Raw genomic sequence first — 26,183 nt, 5'->3', positions numbered from 1 at the left:
CTGTGCAGATGGACATCCTTTTTTATCACCCTTTCTTTAATGCCCAGGAATGGATAGCAGGTATATCGCAACGTTTGCCGCAGGCGAGGGTGCGCGCCTGGCAACCGGGCGACGATCGCCCGGCGGATTACGCATTGGTGTGGCGACCGCCGCACGAGATGTTGGCTCACCGTGGAGCCCTAAAAGGGGTCTTTGCACTGGGAGCGGGCGTCGACGCTATCTTGGATCAAGAGCGCCAGCATCCCGGTACTCTGCCGGCAGGTGTGCCGCTGGTGCGTCTTGAGGATACCGGCATGGCACAACAGATGCAGGAATATGCACTGAGTTACGTGTTGCGTTATTTCCGCCGTTTTGACGAGTATCAATTGCTGCAGCAGCAGCAGGAGTGGCGGCCGCTCGATCCTCATCAACAGGATCACTTCACTATTGGCATCCTCGGTGCCGGGGTGTTGGGGAAAAGCGTGGCGCAGAAGCTGACGGCGTTTGGTTTTAACGTGCGTAGCTGGAGCCGCAGCCCAAAACAGATCGACGGCGTGCAGAGCTTTGCTGGAGCAGAGCAGCGCGCCGCGTTTTTAGAGGGTGTGCAATTGCTGATCAATCTCTTGCCCAATACGCCGGAGACCGCCGGGATCCTCAATCAACAACTGTTCGCGCACTTGGCTCCAGGGGCTTATTTGATTAACCTGGCTCGCGGTGCGCATCTGGTTGAAGATGATTTGTTGCAGGCGCTGGAGCAAGGTCAACTGGCCGCCGCTACGCTGGATGTGTTCGTCAACGAGCCACTGCCACAGACGCATCCGTTCTGGCGTCATCCGCGTGTCACCATTACCCCGCATATTGCTGCCATCACGTTGCCGGAAGTGGCAATGGATCAGATAGCGGCAAACATCCTCGCGCTTGAGGCCGGGCAAGTGCCTGCCGGGTTGGTGGATGTGGAACGTGGCTACTGATCTTTCGGTGATGCACCTGCTAAGCTAAATATAAGAAACCGCTGCCTGCTGTTGTACTCCAGGCAGGCCGCCCAGAAGGAGAAGCAATGTACCCCGTTGATTTACATATGCACACCGTCGCCAGCACCCACGCCTACAGCACGCTGCATGATTACATCGTCGAAGCCCAGCAAAAGGGCATCAAACTTTTCGCCATCACCGATCACGGCCCGGATATGGCCGATGCGCCGCATTATTGGCACTTTATGAACATGCACGTGTGGCCGCGTCTGGTGGATGGCGTGGGCATACTGCGCGGTATCGAGGCCAACATCAAAAACCTGCAGGGCGATATCGACTGTACCGGTCCGATGCTGGATAAAATCGACGTGATTATCGCCGGTTTTCACGAGCCGGTGTTCGCACCGCAGGATAAAGCGGCCAATACCGAAGCGATGATTGCTGCGATGGCACAGGGAGATGTGCATATTATCAGCCACCCCGGTAACCCAAGATACCCGATTGATATTGCGGCGGTGGCGGCGGCGGCGGCGAAGTACGACGTGGCGCTTGAGCTGAATAACTCGTCGTTCACCCATTCGCGCAAGGGCAGCGAAGACAACTGCCGTGCGATTGCAGCCGCGGTGCGTGATGCCGGAGGCTGGCTGGCGTTAGGCTCGGATTCACACATTGCTTTCTCGCTCGGCGGTTTTGAACACTGCGAGCGCATTATTGCTGAGGTGGAATTCCCGCAGGAACGTATCCTTAACGTCAGCCCACGGCGTCTGTTGGACTTTCTCGAGCGGCGTGGCAAGCCGGCGATTGCGGAACTGGCCGATTTGTGACATCGTCCCGGCAAATTTTTCCGTATTGTATAAGGCATTATCATGAATGAGTTTTCCGTTGTTTGCCGCGTGCTGGGTACGCTGTTTTACCGTCAGCCGCAGGATCCGCTGTTGGTGCCGCTGTTCACGCTGATCAAAGAAGGCAAACTGAAACAACACTGGCCGTTGGAGCAGGATGAATTGCTGGTACGTCTGCAACAAGGTTGCGATGTCAATCAACTGTCCACTGATTTCAACGCGATGTTTGTCGGCAGTGAATGCAGTGTCTCGCCTTACCGCTCTGCCTATGTTGAAGGGGCGTCTGAAGCAGAAGTGCGTACATTCTTGCAGCAACGCGGTATGCCGCTGAGCGAAGCACCCGCTGATCATTTTGGTTCTTTGCTGTTGGTGGCTTCCTGGTTGGAAGATCAGTCACAGGAAGACGAAGTGCAGGCGCAAATCACGTTGTTTGACGAGTACCTGTTGCCGTGGTGCGGTCGTTTCCTCGGCAAAGTAGAAGCTCATGCCACCACCGGTTTTTACCGGACGTTGTCGCTGTTGGCTCGCGAGTCTATCCAGGCAATGCGTGACGAACTGGCAGAATACGAACAGGAAGACGAGCAGCCGGGTGAAGAGGACGAACAGCCTTAACACCCGCTGGCCGGCTTGCACTTAAGGGTGAAGCCGGCTTTTCCTCCCTCGCCAATGTCTTGCTACACAGGTTTTCATCCCCCATACGTAAATTGACAAAAAATCCCCTAATCTGACGGTTTACCGGCGGTCTGGGCTTCGTATGCCTGTGCCTCGTTTCCTATGCAAAGGGGTGATCATGAAAAATAACTGGATGCAACAGATCCAATCGATGATTGGGCAAAAGGCCGGTTCAATTGGCGGGTCAGAAGGTATCGGCAAACTGCTGGCCCCAACCGCGTTGGGGGGCCTTGTCGGTGTCTTATTGGCGAATAAGTCTTCACGCAAGCTGGTGGGGAAATTCGGCAAGAACGCGTTGATTATTGGCGGCAGCGCAGCGGTGGGGGCGGTGCTGTGGAATAAATACAAACAGCGGGTGAAAGAAACGCATCAGAGTGAACCGCAGTTTGGTTTGCAGACCACGCCGGTGGACTTGCGCGCCAAGCGTTTGGTGCAAGCCTTAGTATTTGCCGCCAAGAGTGATGGCCATATTGATGCGGAAGAAAAACTCGCCATCGATCACAGCCTGGAACAATTGCAGGTAGGCGAAGAAGCGCAAAAATGGGTGCAAGAAGCTATCGATCAACCGCTGAACCCGGACCTGATCGCCCAAAGCGTGAAAAATGAAGACGAAGCACTAGAAGTGTATTACCTGAGCTGCATGGTGATCGACGTCGATCACTTTATGGAGCGCGGTTATCTTGACGCTTTGGCGCAGTCGTTGAAGATCCCGGCGGATGTTAAGCAGGGCATTGAAAACGACGTGAATGAGAAAAAACGCGAGCTGGCATAGCGCCGCTTGGCAAGCCGGGGGGAATCGTGTCACTCTTGCCGTAATCAAGGTAAGCGGATGATTTAGCAATGATGACACCCCCTAAGGCAGAGAAACGTCCTTATCCTATCACTACGCACGGCGACACGCGTGTTGATGACTATTATTGGCTGCGCGACGATGAGCGCGCAGACCCGCAGGTGCTGGATTATCTGCAGGCGGAAAATGCCTTTACTGATGCGGCATTGAAACCGCAACAGGCGTTACGCGAAACGTTGTATGAAGAGATGGTGGCACGTATTCCTCAGCAGGAACATTCGGTGCCTTACGTCAGACACGGCTACCGCTATCAGACGCGTTTCGAACCCGGCAATGAATATGCCATTTACGTCCGTCAGCCCGAGGCAGAAAACACACATTGGGATACGCTGATTGACGGTAATCAGCGTGCCGAGCAGCGCGAGTTTTATACCTTAGGTGGGCTGGAAGTCAGCCCTGACAACCAACAGCTGGCGGTTGCAGAAGATTTTCTCTCTCGTCGACAGTACGACATTCGTTTCAAAAACCTCAGCAACGATACTTGGGCTGACGAAGTGTTGGAAAACACGTCCGGTAGCTTTGAATGGGCCAACGACTCGTCCACCCTGTATTACGTGCGTAAACATGCCAAAACGCTGTTGCCTTACCAGGTCTATCGTCATGTGGTTGGTACGGATCCACAGCATGACACGCTGATCTACGAAGAGCTGGATGACACCTTCTACGTCGGGCTGGAAAAAACCACCTCCGAACGTTTTATTTTAATCCACCTCAGCAGTACCACCACTTCGGAAATCCTGTTGTTGGACGCCGATCGCGCCGACAGCACACCGCAGGTGTTTGTGCCGCGCCGTAAGGATCATGAATACGGTATCGATCACTATCACCAGCATTTCTATATCCGTTCTAACAAGGACGGCAAAAACTTCGGTCTGTATCAAAGCGAACAGGCAGACGAAGCGCAGTGGCAGACGCTGATTGCCCCACGCATTGAAGTGATGTTGGAAGGCTTTAGCCTGTTCCGTGACTGGCTGGTGGTGGAGGAGCGTAGCGAGGGCCTGACCCAACTGCGCCAAATTCACTGGCAGAGCGGTGAAGAGAAACGTATTGCCTTCGACGACCCGACCTACACAACCTGGTTGGCGTACAACCCTGAGCCAGAAACCGAGCTGTTGCGTTATGGCTACTCTTCGATGACCACACCGACCACGTTGTATGAGCTCAATCTCGACAACGGTGAGCGCGTGATGCTCAAACAGCAGGAAGTGAAAAACTTCACCCCGGAAAATTACCGCAGTGAGCGGCTATGGGTGAAGGCGCGTGATGGTGTTGACGTGCCGGTTTCACTGGTTTATCGCCACGATAGCTTTGTACATGGTAGCAACCCACTGATGGTGTATGGCTACGGCTCATACGGCAGCAGCATGGATCCCGCCTTCAGCGCCAGCCGGTTAAGCCTGTTGGACCGCGGTTTTGTCTTTGTTCTGGCACATATTCGCGGTGGTGGGGAACTGGGGCAATTGTGGTATGAAGACGGCAAACTGTTCAAAAAGCAGAATACCTTTAACGATTTTATCGACGTGACAGAAACGTTGATCGCCCAAGGTTACGGTGACGCTAAACGGGTGTTCGCCATGGGCGGCAGTGCGGGTGGATTGTTGATGGGTGCAGTGATCAATCAGGCGCCCCAGTTGTTTAATGGCATTGTGGCGCAGGTGCCGTTTGTCGACGTGGTTACCACGATGCTGGACGAATCTATTCCGCTGACGACCGGGGAATACGACGAATGGGGCAACCCAAATGAACCCGCGTATTACGACTATATCAAGCAATACAGCCCGTACGATCAAGTGAAGGCGCAGGATTATCCGCATATGCTGGTCACCACTGGGCTACATGATTCCCAGGTACAGTATTGGGAGCCGGCCAAGTGGGTTGCCAAGCTGCGCGATCTAAAGACCGACGATCGCCAGTTGTTGCTGTATACCGATATGGATTCAGGGCACGGCGGCAAGTCTGGGCGTTTCAAGGCCTATGAAGACATTGCGCTGGAATACGCCTTTATTCTGGCGTTGGCGGAGTAACCTTCAGGCGGGCAGCGAGTGCTGCCCGTTTTTTCAGCCGATCAGATAGTATTTCAGCGTGTGCTTCATGTCTGGGCTGAGATCTTCGATGGATTTCAGCATCCAGCGCAAATAGCCTGGATCTTCCTGCGCGATCCTGTCTATTTCCTGCCCACGATACTTACCGAACTTAAATTTCTTTAGCAGCACCGGCTGTTCAGTGATTTGCGCCATTTGCTCCGGCGTCCAACCTGAATCCTTGATAATGCATTGCAGCAATGCGGCGGTCACATAACAATCATACAGTGCCCGATGTGGGTACAATGTGGTGTCTTGCGGCAGTTGCACGTCCAGGTTCAGCGCATAGCGCAGATATTGGTTGCCGTATTTGATGTCTGGGTACAGAGTCCGCGCCAGCTTCATGGTGCATATCCAGGCACCGTTCATTTCCGGCAGTACGCCGCGATCAAAAGCCGCATTGTGCGCAACATAGTAGGAACTGCCCAAATAGCGCCCGATTGCCACTGCGATACGCGGTTTCCCTTCAACCATTTGCTCGGTGATATGGTGAATGGCCATTGCATCAATGCTAATGGGGCGGTCGGGGCTGACCAGGTCACTCATTGGGTTGGCGATTTGTCCGTCGATCAGATCAACAGAGGCCACCTCTACCACGCCGCCTTCCAGCCCGCAGGTTTCAGTGTCTATTACACGTAAATTCATGGTTTCCTCAGGGTGACTGCACAGGTTTAGCTTAACTGCCAGACGCGGCTATGCCAACCGTTGAAAGGGGGCAGTTTCAGGCAATAAAAAACCCGCCATGGCGGGTTTAACTACGGTTAGAAGTTCGCTTACTCGCCGGAAGTCTGGCCTTTCTTAGCGCGTTTGTCTGCGCGTTTCTCTGCGGGGGTTTTCAACGGCTTCTTCTTCGCATTTTTTTTGCTATCCATTCCCTTACTCATGATGGCCTCTCAGTTACCTATGGTTGGGTGGGTTGCTCAACCATTAACCTCCTTATGCCTAATGGATGCAAGCATGAAAGCAGCTGATTTAACTAATTGGTTGTTTATCTGCGTAATTTTGTTTCTGATGAAGGGCTGCTTTAAAATTATGATATGTTATAATATAACAATTAAGTAATGACCGGAGAGCGCAATGAACGTTGTGACCTTGTTAAACCCGCAGCAGCTTTTGGCTATGCCGGAGTCTGATTACATGAATCCGGAGCAGCGGGCATTTTTCCGCCAGCGCTTGCTGGACGATCAACAAAAACTGTTGCAGCACATTGATGCGCTGAAGCGGGATATCGACAGCGGTGAAGTGTCCGGTGACGAAGCAGACAAAGCTGCCCGCGAAGAGGATTTGCGGCTGTTATTCCGCCAGTTGGATCGTGAAAGCCGTCTGCTGCCGAAAATTAGCGCAGCGCTAACGCGTTTGTATAACGGCGAATACGGCTATTGCCGTGAAAGCGGAGAGCCTATTGGTTTGGCACGTTTGTTGTTGCGGCCAACAGCGGAACTAAGCATTGAAGCAAAAACTGCGCAGGAAATGCGCGAACCGCATTTGCGTAAAAGAGGTTAAGTTTACGTCTGGTTCTCTACGACCTGCCGTTATTTTGCCGGCAGGTCGTATTCATTTTAAGCAAACGAACCATAACTTGTTGGGTAGGGTAGGAGTTTTCGGGTTTTACCGTTGACCAAATGGGCGGCTTCAGCTTTTATGAGGGGATGACCCACTGAGAGACGGAAGCGCCATGGAACAATTACGAGGTTTGTACCCGCCGTTAGCAGCATATGACAGCGGTTGGCTGGACACTGGAGATGGCCACCGGATCTACTGGGAGCTGAGCGGAAACCCGAACGGCAAGCCAGCGGTCTTTATCCATGGTGGCCCGGGCGGCGGCATTTCGCCTTATCACCGCCAGCTGTTCGATCCCCAGCGCTACAAGGTGTTACTGTTCGATCAGCGCGGCTGTGGCCGTTCCAAGCCGCATGCCAGTCTGGATAACAACACCACCTGGCATCTGGTGCAGGACATTGAACGGCTGCGCGAAATGGCCGGTGTGGATCAATGGTTGGTCTTTGGTGGTTCATGGGGTTCTACGCTGGCTTTGGCCTATGCGCAAAGCCATCCACAGCGTGTCAGCGAAATGGTGCTGCGCGGTATCTTCACCCTGCGTAAGCAAGAGCTGCATTGGTATTATCAGGACGGCGCTTCGCGCTTCTTCCCGGAAAAATGGGAACGCGTGCTGTCGATTCTTTCAGCGGAAGAGCGCAAGGACGTGATTGCGTCTTATCGCCAGCGCCTGACGTCAACGGACCCTCAGATCCAACTTGAGGCGGCCAAGCTGTGGAGCGTGTGGGAAGGGGAGACCGTCACCTTGTTGCCAAGCAGTGAGTCGGCTTCCTTTGGTGAGGATGACTTTGCGCTGGCCTTTGCCCGCATTGAAAACCACTATTTCACTCATCTGGGTTTCCTGGACAGCGACGATCAGCTGCTGCGTAACGTCCCGTTGATCCGCCATATTCCAGCAGTGATTATTCACGGCCGCTACGATATGGCCTGTCAGGTGCAAAACGCCTGGGATCTGGCGAAAGCGTGGCCAGAAGCCGAGTTGCATATCGTCGAGGGTGCGGGGCACTCCTTTGATGAGCCGGGCATCCTGCATCAGCTGATGTTGGCGACCGATAAGTTTGCCGGCAAATGACCAAAAGCCCGCCATAAAGGCGGGCTTTATTATTTGGATTTCGGTTCGTACGGCAGACGTGAATACTTGTGTGATTCAACACGGTAGTGCGCCACGCGTTCGCGGAAATAGTCACGCAGATGCGCTGGCTGCTCGCGTTCGACCATTTCCGGGATTACCGGCATGTTATAGCGTTCTTTGAACGCCACGCCAGACGCCGCGAGATCAACGTTCACCTTGTCCATCTCTTCTTTGGAAAGCTCTGCCAGATTGTAACCCACCGTATTCTCCTTACTTGTTACCGCATTGGATCAGCGCAGAAGGTAATGCACCGAGAGGCACTTGGCAAGCCCGAAGCGCAGAGGGGGATATCCGCAGATAATAACGTAGGATACGGAAGGTTATTTATTGCACCAATGGCAATGCAATCTATTTATTTTTTCAAATAAGAATGATTCGTTTTTTGATTAAATGTACGGATGTAAATAGTTATCATAATAATTTAAACATATAACAGGAAATAAATTAAAGCGTTGATTTTTAATCAATTTAAAATTAAATCCTTGATGATGTAAATCAAGTGTTTTTATTTTGTTTTTACCAAGGCATAATGCGGAAAAATTAAGTTGATACCTGCAAAATAAAGGAATGATTATGCTGACGCCTGAAATGACCAAGAAGCTGAACGAGCAACTGAACCTGGAGTTTTACTCCGCGAACTTGTACCTGCAAATGAGCGCATGGTGCAGCGATAAAGGCTTTGAAGGCGCCGCCGCATTCCTTAAAGAACACTCTCAGGAAGAGATGCAGCACATGCAACGTCTGTTCGAATACCTGAGCGACACAGGCGCTTTGCCACTGCTGGGTACCATTGCTGCCCCGCCCGTTGAATTTGCATCCCTGGCTGATGTATTCCAGCAAACTTACGAGCATGAGCAACTGATTACCCGCCAGATCAACGAGCTGGCGCACGCGGCAATGTCTGCGCATGATTACTCTACCTTTAACTTCCTGCAGTGGTATGTTGCTGAACAGCACGAAGAAGAGAAGCTGTTCAAATCCGTGCTGGATAAACTGGCGCTGGTGGGCAATAGCGGCAACGCACTGTTCTTCATCGATAAAGATTTGAAGAAAATGGGTGCAGCTGGCGAGAACGGTAACGGCCAGGTCTAATTATTGTTGTTAAAAACCGCGTCCCGGTCTGCCCGGTGCGCGGTTTTTTTATGCCCTGTAGTTGTCGTGGCTTTACAGCGATATGTGCTACTGGATCGCAAAATGCCAGTGTTCTGCTCGACTTGCTGAATGGCACTCGTTATCATTTGACGTGATACGCTACAGGGATGGTAGAGAGTTAAAACAGTGGGTTATCATAATCCTATTCTTCTTCTGTTTACCCGTGGCGCAATCATCTGCGGTGGGTTGGGGCTGCTGATACATCGCCCATGCGGTTAGCCTTAACCCTTATTACCCTCGATTATTGCTTTAAGGGATATCACTGTGATCGGTAAAATTCGTTCTTCTTATCGCCTGCTTTCCACCATTTTTGTGCTGTTTGTTGGTTTGTCTTCACAGCAGGCTTTAGCACATGCTCATTTGAAAGTTGAAACACCGGCAGCAGATGCCAGCGTGAGTCCGGCACCGAAAGTGCTGACGCTGAACTTCTCTGAAGGTATTGAGCCTAGTTTTAGCGGCATTAAAATCACCGGTCCGAACAACACTGAAGTGAAAACCGGTAAATTGCAGCTCGACGCGAACAACAATACCCAGGTTAACCTGCCTATCGAAGGTGAGCTGGCTGCCGGTAAATACAACGTTAATTGGCACGTAGTCTCGGTCGACGGTCATAAAACCAAAGGCCAGTACAGCTTCACCGTAAACTGATCCATGAGTCTGGCGACCCTGTTTGTCCTGTGTCGCTTTGTGCACTTTGCGGCGGTGATGCTGATGTTTGGCACCAGCCTATTCACCGCCTTATTGTCGCCGCAGCGCCTTTCCCCGTATCTCACCCGTGATGTGCGTCCTTTGTTGGTCTCTTGCACCTGGCTTGCCGGGCTTTCCGCCGTGGCATTATTGGCTATTCAAGCCGGGCAGATGGGGGACGGTTGGGCCGATACCTGGCGCCTGGAGGTTTGGTGGGCGGTGCTGGGTACGACCTTCGGCGAAGTCTGGCGTTGGCACCTGGGCATTTCATTACTGGCACTGCTGAGCCTGTGGCTGGCAGAACCACGTCGTACACAACTCTTGGCACTGCTTTCTACATTATTACTGGTTAGCATGGCGTTTATCGGCCATGCGGCAATGCATGAGGGAATACTCGGTGTCCTGCACCGTTTTAACCACGCATTGCACCTGTTGGCCGCCGGTTACTGGTTTGGCAGCCTGCTGCCGTTGTTGGTCTGCCTGCGTTATCTGGCCCAACCGCAGAGCCGCAGCGATGCTATCACCACGCTAATTCGTTTTTCACGCTGGGGCCACCTGGCGGTAGCGCTAGTGGTGTTAACCGGTGTGATTAACAGTTTGATTATTCTCGGCAGTTGGCCGTTGAACGTGGACTCCCCATACCAACGCCTGCTGTTGTTCAAAACCGCATTAGTGGCGCTGATGGTGATGGTCGCACTGGCTAACCGCTATGCCATCGTCCCAGCGATGAGCAGCATGCCACGGCTGGCACAGCGTGGGCTGGTACTCGCCTGTTGGACTGAGGTGGGTTTGGGGGCGGGCGTACTGCTGCTGGTGAGTTTATTTGCAACTTATGCGCCGGTGTAACATTCCGGCTTGCCGGATGCCCCCCAACTGCGGGAAAATTGAATCAAATAGCAACCTTAAGGCCATAACATGAAATCGGTATTACTTGGCATGACGCTGCTGGCAACCGCGACCGGTGCGCTGGCGGCAGACCAACTGGTTAACATCACCAAACTGGAATACGGTAAGCAGTGGGCGTTCACCAAAGAAGAAGTGACGCTTCAATGCCGCAGTGGCGGCGCACTGTTCGTACTCAACAACAGCACACTGATGCAGTATCCGCTCAATGCTGCCGCAGAGGCGCAGGTGAAAGCAGGGCAGCAGCGTGCCCAGCCGCTGGATGTCATCCTGCTGGATGACGCCGCCAACCCTGGTAAGAAAATGAGTGTTGAGCCGTACCGTGAACGTGCCGAGAAGCTCTGCGCTAACTAATCGCTTATCCCACAATGGCTTAGTTTGAGACAACTCTGTGGTGAAAAATTGTGCGGAATTAATTTCTTCATGAAACTATCACCGAGCCTGTGCTGGCTGGCAAAAATAGCGCGGTAAGCTACTCTTAAAGTGCACGGCTGAACAAGCTTTGCACAAAATGCCAACTTTTAGCGCACGGCTCTCTCCCAAGAGCCATTTCCCTAGACCGAATATAGGAATCGTATTCGGTCTTTTTTTGTGTGCTTGATTTATAAGGTAAAATTACACCCACCCACGAAAATACACGAAATTTCCACGAAATCCTATATCCGGTCTTTTAGACAAGTACGTATTCCTTTCCCCTGGGATCGAGATATTTCTTCGTCATGAGAGCTGATTTGTGGCCCAATAGGCGCTGCGCAAACTCTTCTCCTTTTTCCATGCTATATAGCCATGACGCGAGACTGCGAATCTCGTGAAATGTTGGTGGATTGTCACCAAGATCCAGCGTTGAGGCATTCCTGGCTTTCACAAACGCTTTGGTTAAAGCGTCAGGGTGTAACGATGTATCACCGTTCTTAGAACGCCGCGTGGTATTGATGATGTAGTTTGAAGAATGCGAGGCTCGGCTGCGTTCTATTACATTCCCCAAGCGAAGATTTGCCGCTTCAAGACGAAGGCTTAAAGGGATGGCAATGCGCATACCTGTTTTACCCTGCTCGACATGCAGTCGATCGTCGATGATGTCAGTAAAACGCATGAGAACAACATCCTCTCGCCTTTGGCCGGTGATAAGGGCTATATCCATAGCAAATCCCACCCATTGAGGGTGCTCGCTCGCTGCTAAATATATTTTTGTGTATTCATCATAATTTAGGCGTTCTCGTTTAACTTTAATACGAGGGGCTCGAGTTGCTTCCACTGGGTTCGTTTTTATTCTACCCTCCACGATTGCCTCCCTGAATATATCCGACAAAACTGAACGCATTGCTGTTGACATTGAATTTTTCCCTTGTGCGTTAAATGACTCCAAATACTCAGCTATCTGGCGAGTGTCTATTTCTGGCAACAAAAAGTTTCCCATTAGTGACCTGATCATTTTTAACTGGTTAGTTCGAGTTTTTATAGTGTTTGGTTTTAACTCTCTCCGGATAAGTATTACCTCGTACCTATCTAGCCACGCATTAAGTGTTAAAACGTCTTTACGGCTTTTAAGGCGATCTATGAGTGCATTGGGCAGATAGTTTTGCTCAAGGTAGTTGTTCGCTTCGATTGCTTGCGCAATGGCGTCCTTTCTTGCGATCTGCCCCAAGGGAAGCTCTCGCTGCGTGATAGGGTGGCGCCAGTAGAACGATTTATACTTCTTACGATAAGTGAGATTCTTAGGTAAGTTAGCGTCGTACTTTTCTGGTCTTTTCGCCATTGATTATTATCTCTATCAGCGGTGGAACTTCTATTGCTCCGGTTTTCTGCAATGCTCTGGCAAGATTAAATGACTTTGGTTGTATATAAATCGCGTTCGGTTTCACCCTGTATTCTCGCCCATGCTTTTCCGGTGCTGGGTAAATGTTCCCACTACGAGCCCAGCGGCGTAATGTTTTTATTGATGGTTGTTTACTCTCATAGGTTTTTTCACTCCATTCTTCTAGGGTGAGTAACGTTGTCATTATATTCTCCTCAAAAGAGAAGGGCGTAACACTGTTACGCCCTTATTATGGTTTATTTAATGTGATTAGGAAGGGGCTATGGTCGAACGTGTGTGGGCTACACTTTGCCTACTATCGCAGTGAGGTTTTTGTATGTGTGGTCGATTTGCCCAAGCACAAACGAGGGCTGACTATCTCGATTATTTGGCTTCAGAGCTCGAGTATGCAGATGCTCTGGATACTGTGTCTATTGGCCGCTATAACGTAGCACCCGGCACCCGGTTTCAAAGTCTATGGGCAACATTAGGAACGACAGCGCAGATCTCTTGAAGTCAATCGATTACTCGCGTTGTGTATGTAGGGGATAGCAATTCACGCTTCATCGACCATGCTTGTTGATTATACTATTTATTAGCAGTTCGCTTGTGGTACGGCGGTTCTTGGTGTCATGCTATGAGCCTACAGCATGCACTTAGAGCGATCCGTAGGGTAAGTAAGTGGAGGCAAGTTAATGCTCTGCTGCATTTGACTAGCGTTATCAAAAAGGAGTTTCATTTGACGTTCAGTTTTCAAATTCCTGGTTCAGATATGCAGATGCCCATAGCAATTGATCCAGGCTCGTCTATTGTCTTCGTAGGGGCGAATGGTTCCGGAAAAACGCGCTTGGCTGTCTTTATCGAAGATGCAGCAGGCCTGGACGCTCACCGTATTTCGGCTCACCGGGCCCTCAATCTAAATCCGGATGTACCGAAAATCCGTGGTGCCGTGGCACTCAGAAAACTCAGAATCGGATGGGATCATGAGGGTGCAACAATTCAACACCGAGCGAGTAGTCGATGGCCTAACTCAAAACCAGCGGTGGGCATGCTGAACGACTTCGACAGTTTGATCCAGGTACTTTTCGCAGATCAGTCTGTCAAAACACTAGATACGCACAATACGTGCAGGTCAGGCACACTCACGGAAGTGATCCCGACGAAGCTTGAAATTCTTGCGGACATTTGGCAGCGCTTACTTCCTCACAGGCAATTAGTTATTACAGGTGATGATATTAAGGTATCTGCTATCGAAAGTTCTGGAACCTATCCCGCTTCAGACATGAGTGATGGTGAGCGTGCAATCTTTTATCTCATCGCACAAGCCTTAGTTGCTGCTGATAATTCTCTTCTTATCATCGATGAGCCGGAACTGCACGTTCACCCATCTATAATTTCTAGTTTGTGGGATGAAATCGAGGCATCGCGAAAGGATTGCGCATTTATATTCATCACTCATGACTTGCACTTCGCCACAGCCCGGTCAGCCCAAAAATACGTAATTAAGTCGTATGCCCCGACGCCATCATGGATAATAGAAGGCGTGCCAGAGGACACAGGCTTCAGCGAAGAAGTCACAACACTAATCCTCGGCAGCCGCCGCCCAATTTTATTCGTGGAGGGGACTGGAACAAGTCTAGATTTAGCGATTTATCGGTGCTGCTATCCAGACTGGACTGTAATTCCAAGGGGGTCATGTGAGCACGTCTTACACGCAGTAGTTACTATGCGTGCGAACGCACAACTCACTCGTGTAACCTGTGCGGGAATTGTTGACGCCGATGACTACACGATGAACGAGATCCAGCATCTGAATAGTTTAGGTGTCTTTCCATTGCCGGTATCTGAGATTGAAAATCTTATTCTCCTGCCAGAAGTCAGCCGTGCTATTGCTCAGACTGAAGGCTACGCAGGTGCTGAGCTCGAACATAAATTGTCGAATCTACAGAGCGCAATATTTAACAGTTTGAGTTCTCAAACGGCCCTTGATGATGTGGTTGCTAGGTATTGTCGCCGACGAATAGATAGGGTGTTGAAAAAGGTCGATCTTTCCGATTCCAAAACCATAAACGAAATAATTTCAGAGTACGAGACCCAAACCTCTGCTTTGGACATCAACGGTATTGCAGCAGTCGCGAATCAAAAGATCCTAGATGCTTTGGAGAATAGGGATTTGCCTACCTTATTAACCATTTATGACAACAAAGGGTTACTTGCCCTTGCAGCTCAGCACTTGAAGCAGACAAGATTGGCTGCCTTTGAGGCATGGCTTACTCGGATGCTTCGAGATGAGGCAAGTGCTCGCGACTTGTGTGCAACACTCAGAAGATTTCTACCGCCCGTACAGGCTAGTTAATTAAACACTCACGTCATCACACCTTTTTAAATGCGGTCGCAGTCTACTGCTGCCGCCCCCTCATCTCCAACTTACAGTGCCGATCACTCAGATCGTTATTTGACAGAGCAACCACGGGCGGTCTCGTAGGCCAGGGGGCAACAGTGTTTCACAACTCGCATAGAAGCTGTTTACATCGGCCAGGGCATACATTATTTCAGCCTCGTGAACGTTGAAATGACTACCCCAACGATATCCAGATCTTCGCCGCCGTCAGGAAGGGGAATAGGGCTGAATTTCGGGTTCATGGGCTCAAGCTGAGCGACCGGATGCAGGCATAAGCGCTTAACGGTGAATTCACCCGCGATGCTGGCGATCACGATGTCACCGTGACATGCGCTAACGCTCCGAACGACAACAAGCATAGAGCCGTCAGTGATCCCGGCTTCGATCATGCTTTCTCCTGACGCGATCAAAAAGTAGGTCGCCGATGGGTGACTTATGCAGTACTCGTTGAGGTCGATCCGCGCGTGCACGCAGTCTTGAGCAGGGCTGGGGAAGCCTGCTGGGACTTTGTCGGAGTAGAACGGAGTGAGTTGTTTCTCGGGTGTTGGTGTTGGAACAAAGTGTTTTATGGTGCATTTCTCTATGCTGTTTTTATATACAGTATAATCACGTTTTAGACGTTGCAACCATAAAGAAAGGGAGGGATAGAACGATCTAAAGCTATCCCTTTGTTGAGCAAGATAATCCTCTCGGAAAAGATTTAGTATGCAAAGGAGGTCATCGATATGATGCTTCCAATAATTTCATCGATTAATATTTTTGAGTATTCTATGGAGCAAGTAACAAGCCGATAACAAATTTTCCTCCTGACCCTGAATGTTGTATGTCCATTTTCTCCCGTGAAAAAGGTTATGCCTGAGCCTAATTATTATTCTGAAGACACATTCTGCTACTTCATGCTCATTAGGATTCTGTTTTTGTATTGTTTGCTCAATGAAAACACGTGATTTCTTATCGTGATGACAAAGATCATCTAGGTTGTATTTGTGGGAGGCGCCTACGGTATACCTATTCGTAAAATAATTGTATACTTTTCGTATTTCTTGCTCAAGATTTGCCCCCCTTACAAAACGTTTAGCATAAATACCAGCTAACCCAGTTCTAGCATTTTCACGCATTAAGCGATGTTCTGCCATAGAAAAAAGCAGAGTAAAATTAAAAATTGCATCTAACAACTCCTCACTAAGAGGAGCTCCACCTCTTGCGATTGAGTTTATATATTCGTATCTTTTCATGTTAAGTTGTTTATCCCTTCCTAATAGATATAACATATCTGTTTTATTAATGATGCTGGAATTGTTACTTTTTATTGGATAGATAATATCTAATGCTATATCTATGCCGGTTATATATTATGATGAGATTCACTATTGGTATGGAATTATGTTTTATCATCAAGGGTGGCTTTGAATTCATTCATTGTCATAGGTTTTGATTGTGATACGTTAATAATATTACTTACCTTTGAAAGTGGTCCGTTTTTTTTGTTGTCTTCCGTTAGTATGAACTGCTTCCCATTGGCTCTTGATGCTATGAATAAATCTGCCTCGTTGCCATAGTAAACTCCTCTTTTACTGTTTTTTATCAATTTTTTGTTTTCCTCTAGGAATTCACTTTCATGAATGGATGAAAATCCGCCCTCACCAAAACCCGCAACTCTTTGTTCATCATCGGGGATATCAGGATCATGGAAGCCAAAATATGCAATTGGTTTTTCCAAAAATCCTATTTGATGTATGTAATAGGAATATAATGACTCCTTTTCGTTTTTTTTAGATAATTCAAGCATTTCCCTATGTATTTCTAATGTCACTATAAATTTAAATTCGGAAAGGTATTCCGAGTTTAAATCTATTTGGCTTGAAAATAAAAAATTCCATGCATTTGAGTCGATTATAATTACAGCGCGATAATCATGGTCGTTAGGATGAGGGCTTGTATTATACATGTGTTATCCTTTAGATGACGTATGTATCACATAGACTATATCAACATATACGACAGTTTCCATAATTAAATCCATACAAAAGTAGCATTAAATTGCCAATCAAACTAACTATTCAGATCTTCATCATTCTTGAACAGTGAAAATGTGGCTGCTTGTTATTTAATGCCGGCCGAAACAAATGATCTGATTGCTCTCTAGGACTTCAACATAAGAACCATAGGATCGACAGGCTGACAGGTATAATCCGCCGCGGGAAGCTTCTGGTCTTCGATATCAAGATGACAGTTCACCTCGTCTGGGTACACCACACCTTCAAAGCGGTAGCACTCAGGCTGCCCGTTCAGGCAGAGCAGGAAAAAAAGTCCGTACATAGGGATCCTTAGGCGCGCTGATATGCGGCGAGAGGGTAGTTAGTAAAGGAAATACGGGTTTATTCTTGAGATAAGTTCGTTTGCCAGGAGTGAAAATGGCAGTGATTTTATTGCGCCCGGCATATTGGCTTCGGCCACATGCTGCCAAACTTCCCGGCAAGCCCTGCTTGACCTCCATAAGAGTTAAACTTCGCGGGAAAGGCGGCTCAGGATCTCTTGCTTCGACGGGATCCGGATCTGGTGGGCAAGCATCCACGCTTTGCGCTGTGTCTGCGTTTTGTGCTCCAGCATTTTGCGGATGTCAGGTACAGGGATACCGGTATCGCCGGATATCGTGTGCACGTTGTGTCCTGCGCGGTGGAACTGGTAAACGGCCAGCATTACCGTTGATGAGTAGCGTTGGCGCACACCGATGTTCACCGAATCGAGTTTGCGTTTGGCCGGCGGCAGACCGTTACCCTGATATATGGGCTTGGGCTCATGTTGGTATGGCATGCCGCTGCGGATCGCGGAGCGGGCGCGCATTCGCCAGATGATCACCGCGATATAGCAGCACTTATCGTCTTCGGGCTTGTAAATTTTGCCGTAGTTCAGCTCTTCATCCATCTCAGGCCGCCTTCTGCTTTTCTTCGGATTCCCACTCTTTCACCGTTTTCATGCAGGCGGCGTGCACCTGGCGCGCGGTAGCAATACCGAAGCCTTTAACGGTTTCCGATAGTTCTTCCGGGGTGAGGCTGACGACGGCATAAAGTGAATTGAGGCCGGAGGCATTCAGCAGATCCAGCCATTGGGGTTTTAGCTGCGGTAGAGAACTGAGCGGGATACCTTCAGCCCAGTCGGTACGCAGGACAAGGTGAGGGTGGCTGCGCTCGAGTCGCTCGCTGATACGGTTGCAAATCGCTGAGCCAAGTTCTTCCGGCCAAGCCTGCTTGAAAACGTCCAATGTTGGGTAACGCGGCCGGCACCATTCAGTTACTGAGGCGATGACGCAGATCCCGGTGTTGGTTCTGACCTCAATGTGCCAATCGATGTCCTGCAGGATCTGCAACTGCACATCGCGGTCATCTGATATAAGAGCGATGATTATTGGGCTGTTTTCGGGTGTTCCAGTTGTCACGATGCCATCGACGGACGTATACCTTACGACTGGCGTCCAGGTGAACTAAATGAGTTTTTATTCTATGGGTTGCATCGGACAATAGGCATATGGCTAGGCCGGAATTTATTTATAATATAATAATTAATGTTGTTCATTATTATCAATGCAATCAATTGAGGGGGTTTATACACGGAATGATAAGTAGTACCTGGATTCTCAATTGAAACTGAAGTCACTAAAAGGTAATTTATCCTAAAAACACGCAAAGGATAGAGTGTTGGTATGGATAGTGAGCAGCAGTTTTTCTGGGTTAATCACAAAAAAACTGAAAAGGTAGAAATTAGTGAAGGATTCATTTGGGCCCCGAAAACGAAGGTTAATGGTCATAAAAACCAAACTTACTTAAACCTCACTGAGGTTAAACCTGGTGATCTTATATTCTCGTATGCGAACCTTAAATTAGGGGCCGTGGGTAAAGCATTGTCTTCTGCATATGACTTTGAGAAATCTGATGAGTTCAGAGATTCAGATGGCGTTTGGCTAAGAGACGGCTGGCGGATTGATATTCAATTTGAAAGACTGCAAGTACCGATCAGGCCAAAGCAATTTATTGAACAAATTCAACCTCTTTTACCGCATAAGCATTCTCCATTGCAAAAAGATGGTAATGGTAACGAAAGTTGCTATTTGGCTAAGTTAGATAATGAACTAGGTGAATTATTACTGGGGCTCTGTGACAGGAAAGATTTGATTTCAATTGACGACTTTACTGAGTTTGAGGAGATTGAGAAAGATATCCTTGAAATACTGAGTACAAAAGAATTACCAGAAACAATGAAAGAAGCACTTGTGAAAGCGCGTATAGGGCAAGGTTTTTTTAGGCAGGAAGTCTTAAAGCTTTATCCGGCATGCCCTGTTACCGGTGTTTCAATGCCACAATTGCTAATAGCAAGTCATATAAAACCCTGGAGAGAATGTAATAACAAAGAAAGGTTGGATCCCAATAATGGAATTATGTTGGCTCCTCATGTTGATGCTTTATTTGATAAGGGATATATAAGCTTCACAAATGATGGGATTTTAATGGTAAAGGCTGACCGAGAAGTGGTTAATGCTATGTCAATACTTGGGCTTACTGGTGTGGATAAAGTAACGGTTTCAAAATGTTCGCATGATTATTTAGATTGGCATAGAGCACACTATAAATTTTGAGGTCTATATGGGAATGGATAAGTTTGCAATTTTATTCGGTTCTGTCTCTAGAGAGACTCATAACTCTAACAGTGATATCGACATATTACTTTTGAATATAGATGAAAACCAAGCTTCACAATATATTGATTTTTCAGCACTTCCGGATCTGGTTGTAAATTATGTTTGCTATAATACAATCACGTTCAATAAATATTATTTAAATGGGAGTCTTTTCCTATTCCATGTATTTAACGAAGGAAAGCTAATGTATGGGGATGAAAATGAATGGGCGAGGGTGAGTAAAGGGTTTAAGGTTAAAAGAGAATTTGATTCAGAGATAGGCAGAGTTAGGCTTGATGCTTCTGTATATAGCGATATCAATTTGTTCTCCAATTATTACATGTCGGCAATGGCGAATTTTTACCCGATAATTAAAAATTTCTGTATATTTAAATTGGCCAGTGATTCTATTTATGAGTTTGATAAAAATACATCACTTAAGATGGTGTGTAGGAATGCTAAGGAATACAAAAGATTAAGTGTGTTGAGAGGGTGTTATGACGTTTTTTATAGAGGCCTTTCCATAGATAATATCAGAGTGGATCCGGCTTCGAGTATTGCCGGGGATATATTAACCGAGGCGTTTGAGTTTGTGAGGGACTATGATTAATAATTCTATGTGCAGTGCTTTATCCGTGTTATATCATGAGCTGGATGAAAGTGATGAACCATTGAAGCACGCAAACGAAATGAAAAAAAGGTTTAAATGTATACTGGATGTATTAATTGAAAGTATTGCTAAGGAGTTTTTAAATGATCGGTTTACCAACTTTGATGAACTACGTATTAGAATGAGTGAGGTAAAAACATTTGATGGTAATCATGATATTTTTAAAGGATTAAGAAAGGTTCTGAGGAGTTATCATATTATTTCGAGGTTGGGATATACTGTTGATGATGATGAGTTATTGCATTTTTATAATAAAGAAGTTTCCAGTCTTGTAATTTCGATTCTTTCTTTGCAGTGTAATCAAGAAAAACATAAAGTCCTTAAGAACTATCTGCTCTCAAGGAGTGATCATGACAAATGAAAATAAAGAAAGAAAAGATGTACTATTGAAGGCATGGGAGTTAACACAAAGTATTGCAAAAAATAACTCAGAGTCAGCCTGGAAAGTAAGGATGTGGGGTATTGCAATCTGGTCCGCTCTAGTATCTTATGCATACCAAAAAAACGAACCAGTGATTGTTTTAATTGCTATATTTGTTCTTGCCCCTACTTTAATAATAGAATTACTTATAAGGGTGATTGAGTACAAAATGATAAGAAGGTCTCATGAAATTGAGAATTCAATTAATTGCATTCTATTAGAGGACGATTTTGTCCCTCCTGAAAATGGAATTAGAATTGACATTTCGGAAACTAAATTAAGTGATTTGGTTAAATTGATTTCTATTAATAGATTGTTGATTTGGAGTCCTTACTTGGTGCTGTTTTCATTTGGATTACTGATCTTGGTTAGTATGTTGTTTTAATTTAAATTTTAGTGTTGAGATATTATTGCCTTTTATAAAAAAATGGGTAGATGGGTAGATGGGTAGATGGGTAGATGGGTAGATGGGTAGATGGGATAATGAAAGGAGTGATTTGTCGGAATCTTGTTTCCAAAGTTGAATCATTAAAATAAAAGAGGAGTAAGTGATAAGATGGGATGTTAATTATGGGTGTCTGATGTGACAGGGAAGCGAAGAAATGGTACTGATTTCGAGTCATTGAAAAGTATCTTTATAGACTCAGTTACAGCAAAGGCGATTTGTGAACCTCTACATGCTTGCAGGTTAACAGATCATGCAGATGATGTCAGAAGAGCTCTTATTGAATTGGACTTTGATAGTGCCGGCGTGATAGATGTTAATGAAAGGAGCATTGGGTACATAAATAGAGATGAGCTAAAAGATGGGTTAATATCTGAAAAAACCAAAGAAATAAATGTTGGTTTATTAATTTCTGACTCAACTCCAATAGCTGACATAGTTCACGAACTTAAGGAAAGAAAAACACTGTTCGTAAATTACGGAAGTAACATATCATATATTATAACTAGAGCGGATCTAAACAAACCACCTGTTAGGATATTCATTTTTGGGATGATATCTCTGCTTGAGATGCATTTGAACTTTTGGGTTGCGCATTTCTGTCCCGAAGAGCGTTGGGTTAATTCTATACCACAAAAACGTATTGATTCTGCACGTCAGAACCTACAATATGCCCAGGGGAAAAGTGAAAACACCGAGTTAACACTTGTTAATTACTTACAGTTCTGCGATAAAAAATCTCTGCTCAAAGATTCTCCTGAATTTCTTAGCAAACTTGATGTTAATAAAAACAATTAGAAGGTTATTTACACTGGGCTGAGGGTATCAGAAATGATATAGCGCATAGCCAAAACTCTATATTTACAAATGTTGGGATAGAGAGGCTAAGTGATGTGATTGTTTTTATAGAGAAATTTTTGAATCGTTCGGAAAGATATTTATCTTATTTGAAAAATATTAATGCGACTTAGTAATACATGTGATTAGAGTATTTATAAAAATATATAGTAAAAAGGCCCAGTACGAACTGGGCTTTACGTTTATTTTCTATTGCCTGCAGGTGGTGGCGGTGGCGGAACTGGTTTTGAATAGTTTGTTGGTGGTGGCGGATTTTTGCCATCATATGCCAATCCACTATTAATTGGTTTTGCTTTGTCGGACATATTTACCTCCAAGCTAAAGTATCATCATTTTTTGTCTTTTGATGGGGGCGGCGGTGGCGGAGTTGGTTTCTTTACCTTAATAGGTGGGGGAGGATTTCTGCCTTCAGCACCAATAATTTGTTTTAAAAACGGATCTGTCTTATTAGACATAATTGACCTCATAAATTATAAAAATATCCAGACTCAGATTTTCTTCGGTGAAGATGGAGGAGGTGGTGGTGGGGCTGGACGTGTTTGGTTGGATGTAGGAGGTGGATTCACTCCATCGTTTAATGGCACCGTCTGACTTGGGTTGTGGCTTGATATTGATTTATTGGACATAACGACCTCTTTATTTTTTATCTTTCGGCGACGGAGGCGGTGGGACCGGTTTTGACTGATTTAATGGTGGCGGTGGATTTCGACCGTTAGTTTGCCAGTCTGGTCTTGATTTGTTATCAGACATATTATCTCCTCGGTAAACAGTGTTTAGTTACCTTGTTTTTTTGGCGGCGGTGGCGGTGGTGCAGGCCGTGCTTGGTTAGATGGAGGCGGCGGGTTTATTCCAAAATTGTCGCTTTTGACGTTATTTGGAACAACAAAAGTACGTTTTTCATCAGTCATTGTGTCACCTTTATTATTTTTTAGCCGGAGGGGGTGGTGGTGGTGCCGGCCTAACTTTTGATGGGGGCGGTGACGGGTTTCGACCACCATTTGGTAATCCATCCCTTGAGGGGGTAATGAGTATTGGTTTTGAAGTGATATTCGGCATTTCTACTCCTCAATAGGTTTTTTGGGTGGTGGTGGTGCAGGTGGAGGCGGTGGCCGACGCTGCTGTGGAGGTAACGGATTTTTACCCTTATCAATTTGTTGATACGGTGGTGGTGTCGGTGCTTTCCTCGACATAATCTACTCCTGGAGTGTCTTGTAGGAACTCAACCCATTTAATATCAGAAACATTAAATATCATCAATTTGACTGTTGGCATATCCTGATAGCCATCAGGCAGCACCCAGCTTGGATTCATTAAAACGAGGTGCCCCTTGGTTGGATCAGATGGCCATTCGGTCGGCCAGCCAAAGATTCTTCTCTCATCGTTCAAGTGTATAATTACAAAAGACTCATTACAGTTGAATGTGCCAAACCACTCGCAATGATAGGAAGTCTCTTTTGTGATTTTCAGCGTCCTAAGTATGCTGTGAAGTCGATCATTGTTTGCAAATGTGCTAAATGTGAAACCGAAAATTACAGCAACAGCGTATGACCAAACGAGATGGACGTTATTACTCCAAGCGCCAAACGAATAGTATTTACCTAAGTAAATTAAAGTGAATTTTAATGCAGCCACTCCACCTTGAATAAATACAGTGAATATTAGAGCTTGGATAATTCGTTCAAATTGGGCTTGTTTCGGATACGAAGTAAAAGCATGGAAGATCCAAGCCGTAACAAACCCCGGAAGTAAATATTTTAGGATGTTGAATATTTCACTGCTAATTGATTCCATTTGACAATCCTTGAGTCATAGCGGTCGCAGGAAGTCTTTTGTTTCATTTATGGCAATGCATGCAGTACGTGTTGTGTTTGATGCAATGAACTATACAATCGACTATGCACCATAATATCAGGACTGACCAATATGACCAACGCAATAGAACAACTCATAAAAATGCACGATCCGCGCTGTGTAAGCTCAGAGTCAATGAATGTAGGCCGTGGACGCGCTTCCCTGACCAGGGAGCAGATCCTCGGGGCATTCGCCGCCGCACAGCATCAGCATTCAGTTGGTCTTGACCTGCTGATGTCGAAGTACCGTAACGACATTAAGGCCGAGCAGCGGCTGCGCTCAGCGATAAATGAATAGGTGCATCAGCGCCCGCATCCTGAGCGCGCGGTGGCAGCATGTCAGTTAGCACTTAGTATTGTGCTTGAGCGAAACCTGCCGGCGCAGGTGGCGCACCTCGCATCATTATTCCGCAGATATGGCCCGCGAACGGCGCAAACTCGGAAGAATATTGGGGCGCTGCAATCTGAGATTAAGGTTTTGGAGAAGCAGCGTAGCCAGGCGCAAATTGGTGATATCGAATACCACGAGGCAGGTTTCGAAATTACCGACATAACCAAACGGATTGAGCATGAGTGAGCCACGTTGCGGGCAACTGCGCGCTCAATCCGTAGCGTGCTGCGTCGTAAAGGGTATACCGACAGCCAGATCAAAGAGTTCGAGTCGTCCATTGTGAAAAGTGGCAAGGATGTCATGGATAAATTGGGGGCCGGGCTTGAGAAGTATCGGCACCTCAGTGAGGCGGCGGAGAACGCCAACCGTCTGGCTACGTATGAGGCGGCAATTAAATCAGGTAAGGGTAAGGCGCAGGCAGCGTTTGAATCCCGTGATCTGATGGACTTCAGCATGATGGGTGCCAGCAAGATCATGATTAACCTCAGTGACATGTTGCCGTTCTTTAACGCCCGTATGCAGGGGTGGAGTAAGTTGGGTAGGGCGATTAAAGAGGATCCGAAATCGGTTCTAAAACGCGGTGGCATGATTACCGCCGCGTCTCTGGCACTGCTGGCGCTTAATTGGGACGACAAACGCTATGAGGAATTGCCAGACTGGGATAAAGACACCTATTGGCATGCCTGGCTGCCCGGCGGTATTCACATCCGTCTGCCGAAACCGTTCGAGATTGGCCTAATGTTTGGCACACTGCCTGAGCGTTTTGTTCGCACCATGGGGGGCCAAGATTCAGCTGGTAAATTCGGCAAGCTGGTGGCCCACAACTTCATGGAGACAATTGCCTTCAACCCAATCCAGCAGGTAGCAATGCCGATCGCCGAGGCGTATGTGAATTACGACTTCTTCAAAGGTGGGCCGATTGAGAATATGGCTGACAGCAACCTCATCGCGGGTGCCAGATATAACGACCAAACCAGCCTGCTGATGCGTGAAATCGGTGAAGCCACAAACCTATCCCCGAAGATGTTGGATCACATCATTCAGGGATATACCGGTAGCCTCGGTGCGTATGTCATGGGGGCGACCAATATCATGATGCGTGGGATGCAGGATAATGATGAAACCGCGTCTATGCGACTGGACGAAATGCCGGTGATTAAATCACTGTTGCGTGGCTATGGTGACGACCCGGCGAAGTCTACTCAGTTCAGTGAGGACTTCTACCGGATGATGACGCAGGTAAATCAGATCAACAGCACCATTAATTCTTACCGGAAGCAGGGGCGAATTGAAGATGCTCAAGAGCTGCAGGCGGAAAACAGGGATAAGTTGTCACAACGGAAGGGGTTAACGGCGACGCAGACAGAGCTCCGCCAGTTGAATAACCGGATAGAGCTGGTACGTATTGATCGCATTTTGACGGCAGGGCAGAAGAGGGAAAGAATTGACCGCTTTATGGCCCAGCGTAATAAGCTGGTGCAGCAGGCGGTCGAGAGGGTGAATCCGTATTTTAATAAGTGATTTTTAGTTACATTAACTCATACTTTATCTAACATGATTGTTGAGCTGAGCAAGACAAATTTAGACAGTCGGTAATGAAAATAAAAATAGTTTAGCTGTGTTTGGGCGTCTTAATTTTCTGGTTCAGGTCACTATAACAAGTAAGATCTAACTCAAGCAGTTCTTGATTGATAGGAGTGATCGGTGCAGGAAATTGATATTTTTGATATTTTTCATTGCTTCTATAGATATTTTTATACATAAAGTGGTTTTGCTACTATCAACTAATAATTTGTCTTTTGATATTGCAACTACTTGTGAGTTAACCTTTAATGGAATTGGCGATACAAGGCT

The 26,183-nt window shown here is 47.2% G+C and carries 31 protein-coding genes and 3 pseudogenes; 22 read left to right on the top strand and 12 right to left on the bottom strand.

Annotated elements, in window-relative coordinates; genetic code table 11:
• Positions 1-8: 8 nt before the first annotated feature.
• The 5 genes from ghrA (at position 9) to ACI2J2_RS07980 (ending at position 5,338) form a co-directional block, all read left to right on the top strand.
• A complete protein-coding gene (gene ghrA, locus ACI2J2_RS08000) occupies positions 9-950 on the top strand; it encodes a glyoxylate/hydroxypyruvate reductase GhrA (protein ID WP_404759822.1) in 942 nt (313 codons plus the stop codon).
• An 86-nt stretch (positions 951-1,036) separates the two neighbouring features.
• Positions 1,037-1,774: a phosphatase gene (locus ACI2J2_RS07995; protein ID WP_020826369.1), complete on the top strand. Its 738-nt coding sequence runs from the start codon at positions 1,037-1,039 to the stop codon at positions 1,772-1,774.
• 42 nt (positions 1,775-1,816) lie between these two features.
• Positions 1,817-2,404 (top strand): molecular chaperone, encoded by a 588-nt coding sequence (locus ACI2J2_RS07990; RefSeq protein WP_404759821.1) that lies wholly within the window; start codon positions 1,817-1,819, stop codon positions 2,402-2,404.
• A gap of 178 nt (positions 2,405-2,582) precedes the next feature.
• Positions 2,583-3,236 carry a tellurite resistance TerB family protein gene (locus ACI2J2_RS07985; protein WP_209632791.1) on the top strand — a complete coding sequence of 218 codons (654 nt, stop codon included), beginning with the start codon at positions 2,583-2,585 and terminating at the stop codon, positions 3,234-3,236.
• 68 nt (positions 3,237-3,304) lie between these two features.
• Positions 3,305-5,338 (top strand): S9 family peptidase, encoded by a 2,034-nt coding sequence (locus ACI2J2_RS07980; RefSeq protein WP_265554911.1) that lies wholly within the window; start codon positions 3,305-3,307, stop codon positions 5,336-5,338.
• 33 nt (positions 5,339-5,371) lie between these two features.
• On the opposite strand, the gene exoX is transcribed toward ACI2J2_RS07980, so the two are convergent.
• Positions 5,372-6,040 carry an exodeoxyribonuclease X gene (exoX, locus tag ACI2J2_RS07975; protein ID WP_404759820.1) on the bottom strand — a complete coding sequence of 223 codons (669 nt, stop codon included), beginning with the start codon at positions 6,038-6,040 and terminating at the stop codon, positions 5,372-5,374.
• A 432-nt stretch (positions 6,041-6,472) separates the two neighbouring features.
• On the opposite strand from exoX, the gene ACI2J2_RS07970 reads away from it, so the two are divergent.
• Together ACI2J2_RS07970 and pip are read left to right on the top strand one after the other, a co-directional pair.
• A complete protein-coding gene (locus ACI2J2_RS07970) occupies positions 6,473-6,898 on the top strand; it encodes a TraR/DksA C4-type zinc finger protein (RefSeq protein WP_404759819.1) in 426 nt (141 codons plus the stop codon).
• 172 nt (positions 6,899-7,070) lie between these two features.
• A complete protein-coding gene (pip, locus tag ACI2J2_RS07965) occupies positions 7,071-8,024 on the top strand; it encodes a prolyl aminopeptidase (RefSeq protein WP_209632795.1) in 954 nt (317 codons plus the stop codon).
• A gap of 29 nt (positions 8,025-8,053) precedes the next feature.
• On the opposite strand, the gene ACI2J2_RS07960 is transcribed toward pip, so the two are convergent.
• Positions 8,054-8,284 carry a DNA polymerase III subunit theta gene (locus ACI2J2_RS07960; RefSeq protein ID WP_037420309.1) on the bottom strand — a complete coding sequence of 77 codons (231 nt, stop codon included), beginning with the start codon at positions 8,282-8,284 and terminating at the stop codon, positions 8,054-8,056.
• Positions 8,285-8,657: 373 nt separating this feature from the next.
• On the opposite strand from ACI2J2_RS07960, the gene ftnA reads away from it, so the two are divergent.
• The 4 genes from ftnA (at position 8,658) to ACI2J2_RS07940 (ending at position 11,180) form a co-directional block, all read left to right on the top strand.
• On the top strand, positions 8,658-9,176 hold the full coding sequence (ftnA, locus tag ACI2J2_RS07955) for a non-heme ferritin (RefSeq protein ID WP_209632796.1): 519 nt from the start codon (positions 8,658-8,660) through the stop codon (positions 9,174-9,176).
• Positions 9,177-9,500: 324 nt separating this feature from the next.
• A complete protein-coding gene (yobA, locus tag ACI2J2_RS07950) occupies positions 9,501-9,884 on the top strand; it encodes a CopC domain-containing protein YobA (RefSeq protein ID WP_404759818.1) in 384 nt (127 codons plus the stop codon).
• A 3-nt stretch (positions 9,885-9,887) separates the two neighbouring features.
• On the top strand, positions 9,888-10,769 hold the full coding sequence (gene copD / locus ACI2J2_RS07945; protein WP_404759817.1) for a copper homeostasis membrane protein CopD: 882 nt from the start codon (positions 9,888-9,890) through the stop codon (positions 10,767-10,769).
• A 69-nt stretch (positions 10,770-10,838) separates the two neighbouring features.
• Positions 10,839-11,180 carry a YebY family protein gene (locus tag ACI2J2_RS07940; RefSeq protein ID WP_037420318.1) on the top strand — a complete coding sequence of 114 codons (342 nt, stop codon included), beginning with the start codon at positions 10,839-10,841 and terminating at the stop codon, positions 11,178-11,180.
• A 316-nt stretch (positions 11,181-11,496) separates the two neighbouring features.
• Here ACI2J2_RS07940 and ACI2J2_RS07935 read toward each other — a convergent pair whose 3' ends face one another.
• Positions 11,497-12,582: a tyrosine-type recombinase/integrase gene (locus tag ACI2J2_RS07935; RefSeq protein WP_404759816.1), complete on the bottom strand. Its 1,086-nt coding sequence runs from the start codon at positions 12,580-12,582 to the stop codon at positions 11,497-11,499.
• Positions 12,551-12,826: an excisionase gene (locus ACI2J2_RS07930; protein WP_404759815.1), complete on the bottom strand. Its 276-nt coding sequence runs from the start codon at positions 12,824-12,826 to the stop codon at positions 12,551-12,553. The genes ACI2J2_RS07935 and ACI2J2_RS07930 overlap by 32 nt, the downstream gene beginning before the upstream one ends.
• A 132-nt stretch (positions 12,827-12,958) precedes the next feature.
• Here ACI2J2_RS07930 and ACI2J2_RS07925 point away from each other — a divergent pair.
• Positions 12,959-13,087: pseudogene (locus ACI2J2_RS07925) on the top strand (hypothetical protein); the annotation flags it as partial.
• 50 nt (positions 13,088-13,137) lie between these two features.
• Here the strand turns inward: ACI2J2_RS07925 and ACI2J2_RS07920 are convergent.
• Positions 13,138-13,203: pseudogene (locus ACI2J2_RS07920) on the bottom strand (DUF4113 domain-containing protein); the annotation flags it as partial.
• 157 nt (positions 13,204-13,360) lie between these two features.
• On the opposite strand from ACI2J2_RS07920, the gene ACI2J2_RS07915 reads away from it, so the two are divergent.
• A complete protein-coding gene (locus ACI2J2_RS07915; RefSeq protein ID WP_404759814.1) occupies positions 13,361-14,977 on the top strand; it encodes an AAA family ATPase in 1,617 nt (538 codons plus the stop codon).
• 191 nt (positions 14,978-15,168) lie between these two features.
• Here ACI2J2_RS07915 and umuD read toward each other — a convergent pair whose 3' ends face one another.
• The 5 genes from umuD to ACI2J2_RS07890 all read right to left on the bottom strand — a co-directional run bounded on the left by umuD (position 15,169) and on the right by ACI2J2_RS07890 (position 18,395).
• The gene (gene umuD, locus ACI2J2_RS07910) at positions 15,169-15,591 is read right to left on the bottom strand and encodes a translesion error-prone DNA polymerase V autoproteolytic subunit (RefSeq protein ID WP_404760280.1); all 423 of its coding nucleotides are present in this window, start codon (positions 15,589-15,591) and stop codon (positions 15,169-15,171) included.
• A gap of 174 nt (positions 15,592-15,765) precedes the next feature.
• Positions 15,766-16,257 carry a hypothetical protein gene (locus ACI2J2_RS07905; protein ID WP_404759813.1) on the bottom strand — a complete coding sequence of 164 codons (492 nt, stop codon included), beginning with the start codon at positions 16,255-16,257 and terminating at the stop codon, positions 15,766-15,768.
• Between the two features lie 146 nt (positions 16,258-16,403).
• The gene (locus ACI2J2_RS07900; RefSeq protein ID WP_404759812.1) at positions 16,404-16,970 is read right to left on the bottom strand and encodes a hypothetical protein; all 567 of its coding nucleotides are present in this window, start codon (positions 16,968-16,970) and stop codon (positions 16,404-16,406) included.
• A gap of 554 nt (positions 16,971-17,524) precedes the next feature.
• Complete coding sequence (locus tag ACI2J2_RS07895; protein WP_404759811.1) at positions 17,525-17,947, bottom strand: hypothetical protein; 423 nt, start codon at positions 17,945-17,947, stop codon at positions 17,525-17,527.
• 1 nt (position 17,948) lies between these two features.
• Positions 17,949-18,395, bottom strand: a complete 447-nt coding sequence (locus ACI2J2_RS07890; RefSeq protein ID WP_404759810.1) for a hypothetical protein — start codon at positions 18,393-18,395, stop codon at positions 17,949-17,951.
• A 30-nt stretch (positions 18,396-18,425) separates the two neighbouring features.
• Here ACI2J2_RS07890 and ACI2J2_RS07885 point away from each other — a divergent pair.
• The 7 genes and pseudogenes from ACI2J2_RS07885 to ACI2J2_RS07855 form a co-directional block, all read left to right on the top strand.
• Positions 18,426-18,578: pseudogene (locus ACI2J2_RS07885) on the top strand (hypothetical protein); the annotation flags it as partial.
• A 144-nt stretch (positions 18,579-18,722) separates the two neighbouring features.
• Entirely contained in the window at positions 18,723-19,652 is a 930-nt protein-coding gene (locus ACI2J2_RS07880) for an HNH endonuclease (protein WP_404759809.1), read from the top strand.
• A 13-nt stretch (positions 19,653-19,665) separates the two neighbouring features.
• Positions 19,666-20,304, top strand: coding sequence for a nucleotidyltransferase domain-containing protein (locus tag ACI2J2_RS07875; RefSeq protein ID WP_404759808.1), 639 nt, complete (start codon positions 19,666-19,668; stop codon positions 20,302-20,304).
• A complete protein-coding gene (locus tag ACI2J2_RS07870) occupies positions 20,297-20,725 on the top strand; it encodes a hypothetical protein (protein ID WP_404759807.1) in 429 nt (142 codons plus the stop codon). Before ACI2J2_RS07875 ends, ACI2J2_RS07870 begins: the two co-directional genes overlap by 8 nt.
• Positions 20,715-21,170, top strand: coding sequence for a hypothetical protein (locus ACI2J2_RS07865; RefSeq protein ID WP_404759806.1), 456 nt, complete (start codon positions 20,715-20,717; stop codon positions 21,168-21,170). Before ACI2J2_RS07870 ends, ACI2J2_RS07865 begins: the two co-directional genes overlap by 11 nt.
• A gap of 189 nt (positions 21,171-21,359) precedes the next feature.
• On the top strand, positions 21,360-22,028 hold the full coding sequence (locus ACI2J2_RS07860) for a hypothetical protein (protein WP_404759805.1): 669 nt from the start codon (positions 21,360-21,362) through the stop codon (positions 22,026-22,028).
• Between the two features lie 315 nt (positions 22,029-22,343).
• Positions 22,344-22,679: a hypothetical protein gene (locus ACI2J2_RS07855; RefSeq protein ID WP_404759804.1), complete on the top strand. Its 336-nt coding sequence runs from the start codon at positions 22,344-22,346 to the stop codon at positions 22,677-22,679.
• Positions 22,680-22,861: 182 nt separating this feature from the next.
• Here ACI2J2_RS07855 and ACI2J2_RS07850 read toward each other — a convergent pair whose 3' ends face one another.
• A complete protein-coding gene (locus ACI2J2_RS07850; RefSeq protein WP_404759803.1) occupies positions 22,862-22,996 on the bottom strand; it encodes a hypothetical protein in 135 nt (44 codons plus the stop codon).
• Positions 22,997-23,234: 238 nt separating this feature from the next.
• Positions 23,235-23,879: a DUF6338 family protein gene (locus ACI2J2_RS07845; RefSeq protein ID WP_404759802.1), complete on the bottom strand. Its 645-nt coding sequence runs from the start codon at positions 23,877-23,879 to the stop codon at positions 23,235-23,237.
• A 132-nt stretch (positions 23,880-24,011) separates the two neighbouring features.
• On the opposite strand from ACI2J2_RS07845, the gene ACI2J2_RS07840 reads away from it, so the two are divergent.
• Positions 24,012-24,236, top strand: a complete 225-nt coding sequence (locus ACI2J2_RS07840) for a hypothetical protein (protein WP_404759801.1) — start codon at positions 24,012-24,014, stop codon at positions 24,234-24,236.
• Between the two features lie 285 nt (positions 24,237-24,521).
• Complete coding sequence (locus ACI2J2_RS07835; protein ID WP_404759800.1) at positions 24,522-25,850, top strand: LPD38 domain-containing protein; 1,329 nt, start codon at positions 24,522-24,524, stop codon at positions 25,848-25,850.
• Positions 25,851-26,183 lie beyond the last annotated feature (333 nt).

The sequence above is a fragment of the Serratia sp. NPDC087055 genome (assembly GCF_044900985.1).
Lineage (GTDB): Bacteria > Pseudomonadota > Gammaproteobacteria > Enterobacterales > Enterobacteriaceae > Serratia.
The sequence above is the reverse complement of the archived record's forward strand: the minus strand, read 5'-3'. Positions and strand labels throughout refer to the sequence as shown.